Source organism: Burkholderia sp. THE68 (genome assembly GCF_009938265.1).
In the GTDB taxonomy this organism is placed as follows: domain Bacteria; phylum Pseudomonadota; class Gammaproteobacteria; order Burkholderiales; family Burkholderiaceae; genus Caballeronia.
This window is the reverse complement of sequence record NZ_AP022315.1, coordinates 1919431-1932885: the sequence shown is the minus strand read 5'-3', so window position 1 is coordinate 1932885 and position 13455 is coordinate 1919431. Positions and strand designations below refer to the sequence as shown.

General features: G+C 64.1%; 14 protein-coding genes. All 14 read left to right on the top strand.

Annotated features, from left to right (window positions below; genetic code table 11):
• Positions 1-3: 3 nt before the first annotated feature.
• The 14 genes from fabD to era all read left to right on the top strand — a co-directional run bounded on the left by fabD (position 4) and on the right by era (position 13454).
• A complete protein-coding gene (fabD, locus tag BTHE68_RS09155) occupies positions 4-936 on the top strand; it encodes an ACP S-malonyltransferase (RefSeq protein WP_162066051.1) in 933 nt (310 codons plus the stop codon).
• A gap of 11 nt (positions 937-947) precedes the next feature.
• Complete coding sequence (gene fabG / locus BTHE68_RS09150; protein ID WP_162066050.1) at positions 948-1688, top strand: 3-oxoacyl-ACP reductase FabG; 741 nt, start codon at positions 948-950, stop codon at positions 1686-1688.
• 250 nt (positions 1689-1938) lie between these two features.
• A complete protein-coding gene (gene acpP, locus BTHE68_RS09145; protein WP_004197638.1) occupies positions 1939-2178 on the top strand; it encodes an acyl carrier protein in 240 nt (79 codons plus the stop codon).
• A 143-nt stretch (positions 2179-2321) separates the two neighbouring features.
• Positions 2322-3560, top strand: a complete 1239-nt coding sequence (gene fabF, locus BTHE68_RS09140; protein ID WP_062267159.1) for a beta-ketoacyl-ACP synthase II — start codon at positions 2322-2324, stop codon at positions 3558-3560.
• Between the two features lie 31 nt (positions 3561-3591).
• Positions 3592-4059: a protein YgfX gene (locus tag BTHE68_RS09135; RefSeq protein ID WP_162066049.1), complete on the top strand. Its 468-nt coding sequence runs from the start codon at positions 3592-3594 to the stop codon at positions 4057-4059.
• A 95-nt stretch (positions 4060-4154) separates the two neighbouring features.
• On the top strand, positions 4155-4754 hold the full coding sequence (gene rpoE, locus BTHE68_RS09130) for an RNA polymerase sigma factor RpoE (RefSeq protein ID WP_008342103.1): 600 nt from the start codon (positions 4155-4157) through the stop codon (positions 4752-4754).
• An 81-nt stretch (positions 4755-4835) separates the two neighbouring features.
• The gene (locus BTHE68_RS09125) at positions 4836-5471 is read left to right on the top strand and encodes a sigma-E factor negative regulatory protein (RefSeq protein ID WP_162066048.1); all 636 of its coding nucleotides are present in this window, start codon (positions 4836-4838) and stop codon (positions 5469-5471) included.
• A 4-nt stretch (positions 5472-5475) separates the two neighbouring features.
• Complete coding sequence (locus BTHE68_RS09120) at positions 5476-6519, top strand: MucB/RseB C-terminal domain-containing protein (RefSeq protein WP_162066047.1); 1044 nt, start codon at positions 5476-5478, stop codon at positions 6517-6519.
• Positions 6520-6541: 22 nt separating this feature from the next.
• Positions 6542-8086, top strand: a complete 1545-nt coding sequence (locus BTHE68_RS09115; RefSeq protein ID WP_162066046.1) for a DegQ family serine endoprotease — start codon at positions 6542-6544, stop codon at positions 8084-8086.
• 4 nt (positions 8087-8090) lie between these two features.
• The gene (locus tag BTHE68_RS09110; RefSeq protein WP_162066045.1) at positions 8091-8360 is read left to right on the top strand and encodes a glutaredoxin family protein; all 270 of its coding nucleotides are present in this window, start codon (positions 8091-8093) and stop codon (positions 8358-8360) included.
• Positions 8361-8486: 126 nt separating this feature from the next.
• A complete protein-coding gene (lepA, locus tag BTHE68_RS09105; RefSeq protein WP_162066044.1) occupies positions 8487-10277 on the top strand; it encodes a translation elongation factor 4 in 1791 nt (596 codons plus the stop codon).
• A 46-nt stretch (positions 10278-10323) separates the two neighbouring features.
• Positions 10324-11217 (top strand): signal peptidase I, encoded by an 894-nt coding sequence (gene lepB / locus BTHE68_RS09100; protein WP_162066043.1) that lies wholly within the window; start codon positions 10324-10326, stop codon positions 11215-11217.
• Between the two features lie 164 nt (positions 11218-11381).
• Complete coding sequence (rnc, locus tag BTHE68_RS09095) at positions 11382-12482, top strand: ribonuclease III (protein WP_162066042.1); 1101 nt, start codon at positions 11382-11384, stop codon at positions 12480-12482.
• 72 nt (positions 12483-12554) lie between these two features.
• Positions 12555-13454, top strand: a complete 900-nt coding sequence (era, locus tag BTHE68_RS09090; RefSeq protein ID WP_174258032.1) for a GTPase Era — start codon at positions 12555-12557, stop codon at positions 13452-13454.
• Position 13455 lies beyond the last annotated feature (1 nt).

Sequence of the window (13455 nt, the reverse complement as noted above, 5' to 3'; positions counted from 1 at the left end):
GATATGAAATTTGCGTTCGTTTTCCCCGGACAGGGCTCGCAGTCGATCGGCATGCTCAATGCATTCGCCGATCACGCCATCGTGCGCGAAACCGTGCAGCAGGCATCCGACGCGCTCGGCCAGGATCTCGGCAAGCTGATCGCCGAAGGCCCGGCAGAAGAACTGAACCTGACGACGAACACGCAGCCCGTCATGCTGACGGCCGCGTACGCGATCTACCGCGTGTGGGAAAAGGAAACGGGCCTGAAGCCGGCGCTCGTCGCAGGGCACAGCCTCGGCGAATACACCGCGCTCGTCGCGGCCGGCGCGCTCGCCTTCGCGGACGCCGTGCCGCTCGTGCGCTTTCGTGCGCAGGCGATGCAAAGCGCCGTGCCGGTGGGCGAGGGCGGCATGGCCGCGATCCTTGGTCTCGATGACGACACCGTGCGCGCCGTGTGCGCGGAGGCTTCGTCGGCGGGCGTCGTCGAGGCGGTGAATTTCAACGCGCCCGCGCAAGTGGTGATCGCGGGTTCGAAGGCGGCTGTCGAAAAGGCGTGCGAAGTCGCCAAGGCGAAGGGCGCGAAGCGCGCGCTGCCGCTGCCGGTGTCCGCGCCGTTCCATTCGTCGCTGCTGAAGCCGGCGTCGGATCAGTTGCGCGACTATCTCGCCAAGGTCGAGATCAAGGCGCCGCAGATTCCGCTGATCAATAACATCGACGTCGCGATCGTTTCGGATTCCGCCGCGATCAAGGACGCCCTCGTGCGTCAGGCCGCCGGTCCGGTGCGCTGGGTCGAATGCGTGCAGGCGATCGCGAAGGAAGGCGTCACGCACGTCATCGAATGCGGACCGGGCAAGGTGCTCGCGGGTCTGACGAAGCGCATCGACGGCAATCTCGTCGGCGGCTCGATTTTCGATCCGGCCTCGCTCGAGGAAACGCGCAAACTGATCGCCGGCTGAGGAACCACGACATGAGTCTCCAGAATCAAGTAGCAATCGTCACGGGCGCATCGCGCGGCATCGGACGCGCGATCGCGCTCGAACTCGCGAAGCAGGGCGCGACGGTCATCGGCACGGCGACGAGCGAGAGCGGCGCCGCCGGCATCAGTGAAGCGTTGCAGCAGGCGGGCGGCAAAGGCCGCGGCGCGGTGCTGAACGTGAACGACGCGGCCGCGGCGGATGCCTTCATCGACGGTATCGTGAAGGAATTCGGCGCGCTGAACGTGCTCGTCAACAATGCCGGCATCACGAAAGACCAGCTCGCGATGCGCATGAAGGACGACGAGTTCGACGCCGTCATCGACACCAACCTGCGCGCGGTCTTCCGCCTGTCGCGCGCCGTGCTGCGCCCGATGATGAAGGCGCGCGGCGGCCGTATCATCAACATCACGTCGGTGGTCGGTTCGTCGGGCAATCCGGGTCAGGCCAACTACGCCGCTGCGAAGGCCGGCGTCGCGGGCATGACGCGCGCGCTCGCGCGGGAAATCGGCAGCCGCGGCATCACCGTGAACTGCATCGCGCCGGGTTTCATCGACACCGATATGACCAAGGTTCTGCCGGAAGAGCAGCGCACCGCGCTCACGGCGTCTATCCCACTTGGCCGACTAGGCGCGCCGGAAGACATCGCGCATGCTGTGGCGTTTCTTGCATCCCCGTTTGCCGGATATATCACCGGCACGACGCTGCATGTGAACGGCGGCATGTACATGTAAGGCCTTAATAGGCATTTCGCCGAATTTCGCTTAATATCCGCGCCGGGACGGGCGCGTGAAATGCTCAAAAGAGCATTGGTGCACCGTTCCAGCGCGGCAGTGAAGAATCGATGCGAGGCCGGCGGCAGCCCTCTTGATGAAGGGCGCCGGACGGCGGAGCATGGCAACTGACGCGCCGTATTTTGCGGGTCCAAACCTGATAAAATGCGCGCACTCGTATTTTTGAACTTTTTTCCCCTCGGAGGGCTGCATGGACAACATCGAACAGCGCGTGAAGAAGATCGTCGCCGAACAACTGGGCGTGGCGGAAGCCGAAATCAAGAACGAAGCTTCGTTCGTGAACGATCTGGGCGCTGACTCGCTCGATACGGTCGAACTCGTGATGGCGCTGGAAGACGAATTCGGCATGGAAATTCCCGATGAAGAGGCCGAAAAGATCACCACGGTTCAGCAGGCGATCGATTACGCTCGCGCGAACGTCAAGGCCTGAGGCCGGACGCGCCAGCGACTCATCGCTCGACTAGCCGATGCATCGTCGCTGCAAACCGATTTGACAGCCACAGGGCACACAGGGCGGTTTCCTGTGGCCGCTGTGGCTTTTGTTTTTCGTCATTCTATGGATAAGGGGTTACCGTGAGCCGTCGTCGAGTTGTTGTTACAGGCCTGGGGCTCGTTTCGCCTGTCGGCAATACTGTTGCCGACGGCTGGGCCAATCTGGTCGCGGGCAAGTCGGGCATCGCCAATATCACGAAGTTCGACGCAACGAACTTCTCCACGCGTTTCGCGGGCGAGGTGAAGGGCTTCAATATCGAAGACTACATGCCCGCCAAAGAGGCGCGCCATATGGATACCTTCATCCATTACGGCTTCGCCGCGGGCGTCCAGGCCATGCAGGACAGCGGCCTCGAGATCACCGATGAAAACGCCGAGCGCGTGGGCGTCGTGGTCGGCTCGGGCATCGGCGGTCTGCCGATGATCGAAGTCACGCAGACCGAGCTGCTCAATCGCGGCCCGCGCCGCATTTCGCCGTTCTTCGTGCCGGCGTCGATCATCAACATGATCTCGGGCCATCTGTCGATCCGTTTCGGCTTCAAGGGCCCGAACCTGTCGATGGTCACGGCGTGTACCACCGGCCTGCATTGCATCGGCGAGGCATCGCGCCTGATCGAATACGGCGACGCGGACGTCATGATCGCGGGCGGCGCGGAGGCCACGGTGTCTCCGCTCGGCATCGGCGGTTTCGCGGCGGCGCGCGCGCTTTCTCAGCGCAACGACGATCCCGCGACGGCCAGCCGTCCGTGGGACACCGACCGCGACGGCTTCGTGCTCGGTGAAGGCGCGGGCGTGATGGTGCTCGAAGAATACGAGCATGCGAAGAAACGCGGCGCGAAGATCTACGCCGAAGTGCTCGGCTACGGCATGAGCGGCGACGCGTATCACATGACCGCGCCGCCGGAAGACGGCGACGGCGGACGCCGCGCGATGGTCAACGCGATGAAGAACGCGCGCGTCAACGCCGATGAAGTGAACTACGTCAACGCGCACGGCACGTCGACGCCGCTCGGCGACATCGCCGAGACCATCGGCATCACGCGCGCGCTCGGCGATCAGGCGAAGAAAGTCGTGGTGAACTCCACCAAGTCGATGACCGGCCACCTGCTGGGCGGCGCGGGCGGCCTGGAGTCGGTGTTCACCGTGCTGGCGATCCACAATCAGGTGTCGCCGCCGACCATCAACATCTTCAATCAGGATCCGAAGTGCGACCTGGACTACTGCGCGAACACCGCGCGGGAAATGAAGATCGACGTGGCGGTGAAGAACTCGTTCGGCTTCGGCGGAACGAACGGCTCGCTCGTCTTCAAGCGCCACTGAGCACGGCGCGCTCGTCATCACGGGGATCCATATGACGGGCGCGTGCGTGGAACGGCCGCATCGTGACACCGGCTCGACGCCGGGCGTCGCGATGCGGCCGTCGCGTTTTCTGCGGGTCGTGTCGCTTGCATTCATCGGGCTCGCGGGCGCGTCGGTTTTCCAGTGCGTTTTCGCGCACGCGGAACATGTCGGCCATGCCGCCGTGGCAAGCGCGGTAACCGTGGCGGCGCTCGGACTCGCGTCATATCGATGGATGCGCGCTCAGCCAAGGGCGCTCAGCCTGCACCCGGACGGTCTCACGATCGTGAGCCGAACCGGCGAAACGCGGCACACGCGCGTCGCGGGATGCGCGCAATGGGGCGGCCGACTCCTCGCGCTGACACTCGCCGATGCGCGCGGGCGGCGCGAAACGCTCGTCGTCGCGGCTGATTCCGTCGATGCCGACACCTTCCGCCAGCTTGCCGTCCAGGCGCGCCGCGCCGCCGCGTCTCACCTGTAACGACTGTAACGGCCCATGAGCGTTCCGGTTGCCTTACAGGCGGTAACGCTACAATAGCCCTCCGCGCAACACCCCAAGTTAAACGGATTTCCCAGGTGAGCGAAAAAGAAATCGACCAATTGCTGGTCGAGCGTGTCCAGAAGGGCGACAAGGCTGCGTTCGAACTGCTGGTCGCCAAATACCACCGCAAGATCATTCGACTGATCTCGCGCCTCGTGCGCGACCCCGCCGAGGTCGAGGACGTCGCCCAGGACGCCTTCATCAAGGCTTACCGCGCGCTGCCGCAGTTTCGGGGCGAATCGGCCTTCTATACGTGGCTCTACCGGATTGCGGTGAACACCGCAAAGAACTATCTTGCGACGCAGGGCCGCCGCGCTCCCACATCTACCGAAGCCGATGCTGAAGAAGCGGAAACTTTCTCCGACGCGGACCAACTAAGGGATATCAACACGCCCGAGTCGATGTTGATGAGCAAGCAGATCGCTCAGACAGTCAACGCCGCGATGGCGTTACTGCCGGAGGAACTGCGCACCGCCATCACGCTCCGGGAGATTGAAGGACTGAGTTACGAGGAAATCGCCGAAATGATGGATTGCCCGATCGGCACCGTCAGATCGAGAATTTTTCGTGCTCGCGAAGCCATTGCGGCAAAATTGCGTCCGTTGTTGGACACTCCCGAAGGCAAGCGCTGGTAAGCGGCGCAAATCCTCGGGGCAAGGGCGCGATATCTGGGTTGGTGGTGTCACAACGGGGTGTGGTCAAAGATGGGGAGCATCATGGGGTCGGTCTCGATGCAGAATCAAACACAGGCAGGTCCGCGCGGCGAGCGCATGTCGGCGTTCGTCGACGGTGAATCGCTCGACGAAATCGGCAGCGTCAGCCAGTTTCTCGCGGAACTGAAAAACGACGATCGCGCGGCGTGGTCGGCCTATCACCTGATCGGCGACGCGCTGCGCTCCGACGATCTCGCGGTCAGTCCGGCGCGCAGCAGCGTGTTCATGGCCGCATTCTCCGAACGTTTCGAGGCGGAAGCGCATGTGCTGGCGCCAGCCGCGCTGCCGGCCGCAGCGGCGAAAGCGCGTGGCGGCATGCTGCGCCGTCGCGTGATGCCGGCTTTCGCGGTGGCCGCGGCCGCCGCCACGCTGACGTGGATCGTGGTGCCGCAGCTGCAAGGCGTGGACAGCCACCCCGGCGCGCAGGTGGCGAGCGTCGCACCGGCGGATTCGATGCAGCGCGTGGCGCTCGCGTCGGTGCCGGCGGCGACCACGCGCACGCCAATCGTGGAAGCGAACATCATTCGCGACGCCAGTCTCGACCAGTATCTCGAAGCCCATCAGCAGTTCTCTCAACAGCCTGTGATGCCAGGTTCCATGCCCTTGATTCGCGCGGCGGCTACATCGCAGAGTCAATAATTTGATGCCGAGTGTGCGGTTGACTAAAACGAACTATTGGGGACGGCTGCCGGCATTGATGCTCTGCGCAGCCGCGTTGTTGACGGCGGCATCGGTCAGTTTCGCGCAGGGAGACGATCCCGCCGCGACCCGCAAATCGGCCGCCGCAATGCTCAACCGCATTCACGAAGCGGCGCAACAGCAGAATTACGAAGGCACCTTCGTCTATCAGCGTGGCGCGACGGTTCAATCGTCGCGCATCACGCATGTGGCCACGCGCGGCGACGGCGAATACGAATCGCTCGAAAGTCTCGACGGCGCGCCGCGCAAGATGCTGCGTCACGACGACGACATGTTCACGTTCGTGCCCGAACGGCACTTGCTCACGGTCGAACATCGGCAGAACCGGGATTCGTTCCCCGCACTGCTGTCAACCAGCGGCGATCAGGTGCTGTCCTTCTACGAGCCGAAACTGCTCGGCAACGACCGCGTCGCGGGCGTCGACAGTCAAGTGCTGGAACTCGATCCGAAAGATTCCTGGCGTTTCGCCTACAAACTGTGGGCGGACACCAAGACCGGCTTGCTGCTGCGCGCGCAGACGCTCGACCCGGACGGCCAGGTGCTCGAACAGCTTTCGTTCTCGCAGGTACGCATCGGCGGGCCGATCGACAAGGCGCCGATCGCAAACGGCATTCGCAGCACGTCGGGCTGGACCATCGTGCGGCTGCCGGTGCAGCCGGTCGACATGGAAGCGCAGGGCTGGCAACTCGCGCCGGGCATCGCGGGTTTTCGCAAGATTCGCGAACTGCGCCGTCCGATGGCGTCGAGCCAGCAAGGCCAGCCGCCGATTCCGGTCGATCAGGCCGTGTTCTCCGATGGCCTCGCCACGATCTCGGTTTTCGTCGAGCCGGTGGAAAAAAGTACGCGCAAGGAAGGCGCGGGCAACAGCGGCGCCACGCACGTACTGGTGAAGCGCCGCGGGGATTTCTGGATCACCTTGCTGGGGGAAGTGCCGCAAGCCACGTTGCAGCAATTTGCTTCTACCATAGAATACAAGCCTTCCAAGTAATTCAGATCCCGGCCTCCAACCTATGAGCAACTTCTCGCTGCGCAAGTTCATCGCGGCCGCGGCGCTCGCCGTGTGCCTGCCGTTCGTATCGCAATCTGCGTCGGCGGCGGCGCCCACGGTGAACCTGCCAGACTTCACGACGCTCGTCGACAGGGTCGGGCCTTCGGTCGTGAACATTCGCACGACTTCGCGCGTCGGTACCAGCAGCGATCTGCGCGGCCTGCCGCCCGGTCTCGACGACGGCGACATGTCCGAATTCTTCCGCCGCTTCTTCGGCATTCCGATGCCGGGCCAGCCCCCGCGCGGCGGCGGAGGCGGTGGCGGCGGCAATAACGGCGGCGGCAGCGGCGGCGATCAGGGCAAGGGCGGCAGCCGGAGCGCGCCCGACGACAACCAGGACAACTCGGAACAAAGCAGCGGCGTCGGCTCGGGCTTCATCCTGTCGACCGATGGCTACGTGATGACCAACGCGCACGTGGTGGACGACGCGGACACCATCTACGTCACGCTCACCGACAAACGCGAATTCAAGGCGCGTCTCGTCGGTGTCGACGAGCGCACGGACGTGGCCGTCGTGAAGATCAGCGCGACGAACCTGCCGGCCATCACCATCGGCGATTCGAACAAGGTGCGCGTCGGCGAATGGGTGCTCGCGATCGGCTCGCCGTTCGGCCTGGACAACACGGTGACCGCGGGCATCGTCAGCGCGAAGGGGCGCGACACCGGCGATTACCTGCCGTTCATCCAGACCGATGTCGCGGTGAATCCGGGCAACTCGGGCGGTCCGCTCATCAACATGGCGGGCGAAGTCATCGGCATCAACTCGCAGATCTACAGCCGCACGGGCGGCTTCATGGGCATTTCGTTCGCGATTCCGATCGATGAAGCGATGCGCGTGGCCGATCAGCTCAAGACCTCGGGCAAGGTCGTGCGCGGCCGCATCGCGGTGGCGATCGGCGAAGTCACGAAGGACGTCGCGGATTCGCTCGGGCTGCCGAAGGCGCAGGGCGCGCTCGTATCCAGCGTCGAAGCGGGTGGTCCGGCCGACAAGGCGGGCGTGCAGCCGGGCGACATCATCCTCAAGTTCAACGGTCAGAACGTCGAGACCGCGACCGATCTGCCGCGCATGGTCGGCGAGACGAAGCCGGGCACGAAGACCACGCTCACGATCTGGCGCAAGGGCCAGACGCGCGATCTGCCTGTCACCGTCGCCGAGATGCAGCCGGACAAGGTCGCGAAGACCGAGCAGAAGAAGTCGCCGCAGCCGAAGGAGCGCGCGAGCAATTCGCTCGGGCTCGCGGTGAGCGACATTCCCGCCGACCAGAGAAAGGCGCTGAAGCTGAGCACCGGCGTGCAGGTTGACGCGGTCGAAGGGCCGGCTGCGCGCGCGGGCTTCCAGAAGGGCGACATCATCCTGCGCATCGGCGACACGGATATCACGAGCGCGAAGCAGTTCGAGGCCGTCGCGCAGAATCTCGACGCGAGCAAGATGGTCGCGGTGCTCGTGCGTCGCGGCGACAACACGCAGTTCGTGCCGCTGCGCCCGCGCGTGCCGGCACAGAAGTAAGCGCATGAAGCGGGCTTCCGGCGCGCCTTTCGTCCTGTACGGACGCGCCTGGTGTCATCTGTGCGAGGACATGCGGGCCGAACTGGAGCCGATCGCGGCGCGACACGGCCTGGGCGTCGAATGGATCGACATCGACGAGGATCCGCTGCTGGAGGCGCGTTACAACGAGCGCGTGCCGGTGCTGATGCTCGACGGCGTCGAGTTGTGCCAGTACCGGCTCGACGTCCGCGCCGTGAACGCTGCGCTCGACGCGCGCGAGCCGCGAGGCCGCTAAAGGCGAAATCCGACGGGCCACCCCCGATTTCGGCTAAAATGCTGAAGTTTTCCCAAAATTTTCAAGGCGTGCTCCCGCGTTGGTGAGGGCGCGCCTTTTTCGCTTTTTTCGGGCTTGCGGCACTGAATGGATCATATTCGTAACTTCTCGATCATCGCGCACATCGACCACGGCAAGTCGACGCTCGCCGACCGCATCATCCAGTTGTGCGGCGGCCTGTCCGACCGCGAGATGGAAGCGCAGGTGCTCGATTCGATGGACCTCGAGCGCGAGCGCGGCATCACGATCAAGGCGCAGACCGCGGCGCTGACCTACAAGGCGCGCGACGGCCAGGTCTACAACCTCAATCTGATCGATACCCCCGGGCACGTCGACTTCTCCTACGAAGTCAGCCGTTCGCTGTCCGCGTGCGAGGGCGCGCTGCTCGTCGTCGACGCCTCGCAGGGCGTCGAGGCGCAGACGGTCGCGAACTGCTACACGGCGATCGAACTCGGCGTCGAAGTCGTGCCGGTGCTCAACAAGATCGATCTGCCCGCAGCGAACCCCGAGAACGCGATCTCCGAGATCGAGGATGTCATCGGCATCGATGCGACCGACGCCGTGCATTGCAGCGCGAAGACCGGTCTGGGCGTCGAGGACGTGCTCGAATCGCTGATCGCGAAAGTGCCGCCGCCCAAGGGCAATACGGACGCGCCGCTGCAGGCGCTCATCATCGATTCGTGGTTCGACAACTACGTCGGCGTCGTGATGCTGGTGCGGATCGTCAACGGCACGCTCAAGCCGAAGGACAAGATCAAGATGATGGCGACCGGCGCGCAATATCCGGTCGAGCACGTCGGCGTATTCGCGCCGAAGTCGACGAACCTCGCGCAACTGTCGGCGGGGCAGGTGGGCTTCGTGATCGCGGGCATCAAGGAACTGACGGCCGCCAAAGTGGGCGATACCGTCACCCTCGCGACGCGTCCCGCCGAAACGCCGCTGCCGGGCTTCAAGGAAGTGAAGCCGCAGGTGTTCGCGGGCCTCTATCCGGTCGAAGCGAACCAGTACGACGCGCTGCGCGAATCGCTCGAAAAGTTGAAGCTCAACGACGCCTCGCTGCAATACGAGCCGGAAGTATCGCAGGCGCTCGGCTTCGGTTTCCGCTGCGGCTTCCTCGGCCTCCTGCACATGGAAATCGTGCAGGAGCGGCTCGAGCGCGAGTTCGACATGGACCTCATCACCACCGCGCCGACGGTGATCTACGAAGTCGTGCAACGCGACGGCACGACCATCTCCGTCGAGAATCCGGCGAAGATGCCGGAGCCGCCGAAGATCGAGGAAGTGCGCGAGCCGATCGTCACCGTGAACCTGTACATGCCGCAGGAGTATGTCGGCTCGGTCATCACGCTGTGCACGGCCAAGCGCGGCTCGCAGATCAACATGCAGTATCACGGCCGTCAGGTGCAGCTGACCTACGAAATCCCGATGGCGGAAATCGTGCTCGACTTCTTCGACCGACTGAAGTCGACGTCGCGCGGCTATGCGTCGATGGACTACGAGTTCAAGGAATATCGCGCGGCCGACGTGGTCAAGGTGGACATGCTCATCAACGGCGACAAGGTCGATGCGCTGTCGGTCATCGTGCACCGTTCGCAGAGCCAGCATCGCGGCCGCGAAGTCGCGGCGAAGATGCGCGAGCTGATTCCGCGTCAGATGTACGACGTGGCGATTCAGGCGACCATCGGCTCGAACATCATCGCGCGCGAGAACATCAAGGCGCTGCGCAAGAACGTGCTCGCGAAGTGCTACGGCGGCGATATCTCGCGCAAGAAGAAGCTGCTCGAAAAGCAGAAGGCCGGCAAGAAGCGCATGAAGCAGGTCGGTACGGTCGAAATCCCGCAAGAGGCTTTCCTGGCGATCCTGCGCGTCGACGAGTGACGCCTGGCGCCGCGAAGCAAACAACGATAACAACCGGAAGCGTTTGATGAATTTCGCACTGATTCTTTTGATTCTCGTCGTCTTGACGGGTATTGCCTGGGTGCTCGACAAGCTGGTGTTTCAACCGCAACGACGCCGCGCCGCCGAGGCAGCGGTGGCCGATTTCGACCGTCAGCAGGAACGCGTGGGCGAGCGTTTCGCCGATGAGAACGCCGCGCAGACGCGCGCCCGTCTGCGCGACGAGAAGCTGCGCCAGCCGTGGTGGCTCGAATACACGGCGAGCTTCTTTCCGGTGATCCTCGCGGTGTTCGTCGTGCGCTCGTTCATCATTGAGCCGTTCAAGATTCCGTCGGGCTCGATGGTCCCGACGCTGCTCGTCGGCGACTTCATCCTCGTGAACAAGTACGAATACGGTCTGCGCCTGCCGATCACCAACTCCAAGCTGACGAACGGCAGCCCGCTCAAGCGCGGCGACGTCGTGGTGTTCCGCTACCCGAAGGACGAATCGGTCGACTACATCAAGCGCGTGATCGGGCTGCCGGGCGACACCGTCGCGTACGAAGACAAGAAGCTCACGATCAACGGCAAGCCCGTGCCCGAGACGCCGCTGCCGGACTATTTCGACGACGAGCGCATCGGTTACGCGAAGCAGTTCGAGGAAGATCTCGACGGCCGCAAGAACGCGATTCTGAACAATCCGCAGGTGCCGCCATTCGTCGTCGGCGCGGATGACTTCCCGTTCCGCGACAACTGCAACTACAACGCGCAGGGCGTCACTTGCAAGGTGCCGCCGGGCAACTACTTCATGATGGGCGACAACCGCGACAACAGCGCGGACAGCCGCTACTGGGGCTTCGTGCCGGACAAGAATATCGTCGGCCGCGCGTTCTTCATCTGGATGAACTTCAGCAATCTGAAGCGCGTCGGCTCGTTCCAGTGATGAGCCGACACGCCGGCGCGTCGCTCGGCGACCGCCGGCGTTTCTGATCATTAAAACAAGCTTCGAAATGGCGTGAAGAAGCGCGGCTAACACCGTCTCGCCACGCGTTTTCCGGCGTCGGCCGGCGCAATCGCCCGTCCGCGCGCCCGCGTTATACTCTCTCCATGCCATCTTCTCCGTTGGAAAGCCGGCTGCGGTACGAATTTCGCAATGCGGAATTACTGCGCCAGGCGATGACCCACCGCAGTCACAGCGCCACGCACAATGAACGGCTTGAATTTCTCGGCGATTCCGTTCTAAATTGCGTGGTGGCTGCGCTTTTGTTCCAACGATTCGGCAAACTCGATGAAGGCGACCTGTCGCGCGTCCGGGCGAATCTGGTCAAACAGCAGTCGCTCTACGAAATCGCGCAGGCCCTCAACGTGTCCGAAGGGCTCCGGCTCGGCGAAGGCGAATTGCGCAGCGGCGGTTTTCGCCGTCCGTCGATTCTCGCCGACACGCTCGAAGCCATCTTCGGCGCGATCTTCCTCGACGGCGGTTTCGACGCCGCGTCGGTCGTCATCAAGCGGCTCTATACGCCGGTGCTGGATCACATCGATCCGCGCACCATCGGCAAGGATGCCAAGACGCTGCTGCAGGAGTATCTCCAGGGACACAAGATCGCGCTGCCCACCTACACGGTCGTCGCGACGCACGGCGCCGCGCACAACCAGCAGTTCGAGGTCGAGTGCACGGTGCCGAAGCTCGACGTGAAGGTGTCGGGTTCGGGCGCGAGCCGCCGCGCGGCCGAGCAGGCCGCCGCGAAGAAGGCGCTGGACGAGGTGGTCGCCGCCGTGCCGTCGCTCGGCGTGAAGCCCAAGCGCAAGGGCGCGCGCGCCGCCAAGCAGGCGGAGCTCGAAGTGGTACCCGGCGTGACGGGCATCCAGACGGCGCTGGATCTGCGTTCACCGGACCGGCGCGAACGTCATCCGGCATCGCACGGCGCACAAGCCGGCGCGCATGAGCGCCCCGCGTCCGCTGCGCCGCTCGCGGTGATTCGCGCGACGCACGTCGAGCCGTCCGCGAGCGCCTACGCTGCCGCGGACAAACCGGAACGCGCCGTGATCCACAAGCCGGAGAGAGCGTCGAAGAGCGAACCGACGCAGGACAAGCCCGCGCCCGCCGATCCCGATCATCGCGACGACGCGCCCGCAGCCGATACCGACACGCGCGACAGCGCCGCCCCGGCGGACCGTGTCGTGCGCGCCGCCGACGCCGGCCACTGACGCCGGCCATTGATCCGTGCCGCGCATATCGCGCACTCGCGCCCCAACGACTTCCTGCCGCATACATTTATGATGAACGCTCCTGTTTCTCCCGGTTTCCGCTGCGGCATGGTCGCGATCGTCGGCAGGCCGAACGTCGGCAAGTCGACGCTGATGAACGCGCTCGTCGGCCAGAAGGTGAGCATCACGTCGCGCAAGGCGCAGACGACCCGCCACCGCATCACCGGCATCAACACCTTCGACGACGCGCAGTACGTCTTCGTCGACACCCCCGGTTTCCAGACGCGCAATAGCGGCGCGCTCAATCGCTCGCTGAATCGCGCGGTGACGTCGACGCTGACCTCCGTCGATGCGATCCTCTTCGTGATCGAGGCCGGCCGCTTCGGCCCCGACGACCAGAAAGTGCTCGACCTGATTCCGCCCGGCACACCCACGCTCCTGATCGCCAACAAGCTCGATCGCGTCGCTGACAAAGAGACGCTCTTTCCCTTCATGCAGCAGATGTCGGCGTTGCGCGACTTCCGCGAGATCGTGCCGCTGTCGGCGAAGCATCCCGAGGACATCAAGCGGCTTTTGTCGGTCGTGAAGCCTTATCTGCCGGAAGGCGAGCCGATCTACGGCGAGGACGACCTGACCGACCGCAGCGAGCGCTTTCTCGCGGCGGAGATCCTGCGCGAGAAAGTGTTCCGCTGGACCGGCGACGAGTTGCCGTACACGAGCACGGTGCTCATCGACAAGTTCGAGACCGAAGGGCGGCTGCGCCGCGTCTTCGCGACGATTCTCGTCGATCGCGACGGCCACAAGGCGATGATCATCGGCCAGAAGGGCGCGAAGCTGAAACAGATCAGCACCGAGGCGCGCCTCGACATGGAGAAGCTCTTCGATGGCCCCGTGTATCTCGAAACCTTCGTCAAGGTGAAGAGCGGCTGGGCGGACAACGAAGCCGGCCTGCGCGCATACGGCTACGAGTGAT

Coding starts and splice junctions, on each gene's coding strand:
- rnc (WP_162066042.1), top strand. CDS start 11,382: ATGCCATCTTCTCCGTTGGAAAGCCGGCTGCGGTACGAATTTCGCAAT.
- lepA (WP_162066044.1), top strand. CDS start 8,487: ATGGATCATATTCGTAACTTCTCGATCATCGCGCACATCGACCACGGC.
- lepB (WP_162066043.1), top strand. CDS start 10,324: ATGAATTTCGCACTGATTCTTTTGATTCTCGTCGTCTTGACGGGTATT.
- BTHE68_RS09135 (WP_162066049.1), top strand. CDS start 3,592: ATGACGGGCGCGTGCGTGGAACGGCCGCATCGTGACACCGGCTCGACG.
- era (WP_174258032.1), top strand. CDS start 12,555: ATGAACGCTCCTGTTTCTCCCGGTTTCCGCTGCGGCATGGTCGCGATC.
- BTHE68_RS09115 (WP_162066046.1), top strand. CDS start 6,542: ATGAGCAACTTCTCGCTGCGCAAGTTCATCGCGGCCGCGGCGCTCGCC.
- acpP (WP_004197638.1), top strand. CDS start 1,939: ATGGACAACATCGAACAGCGCGTGAAGAAGATCGTCGCCGAACAACTG.
- BTHE68_RS09120 (WP_162066047.1), top strand. CDS start 5,476: ATGCCGAGTGTGCGGTTGACTAAAACGAACTATTGGGGACGGCTGCCG.
- BTHE68_RS09125 (WP_162066048.1), top strand. CDS start 4,836: ATGGGGTCGGTCTCGATGCAGAATCAAACACAGGCAGGTCCGCGCGGC.
- BTHE68_RS09110 (WP_162066045.1), top strand. CDS start 8,091: ATGAAGCGGGCTTCCGGCGCGCCTTTCGTCCTGTACGGACGCGCCTGG.
- fabG (WP_162066050.1), top strand. CDS start 948: ATGAGTCTCCAGAATCAAGTAGCAATCGTCACGGGCGCATCGCGCGGC.
- fabD (WP_162066051.1), top strand. CDS start 4: ATGAAATTTGCGTTCGTTTTCCCCGGACAGGGCTCGCAGTCGATCGGC.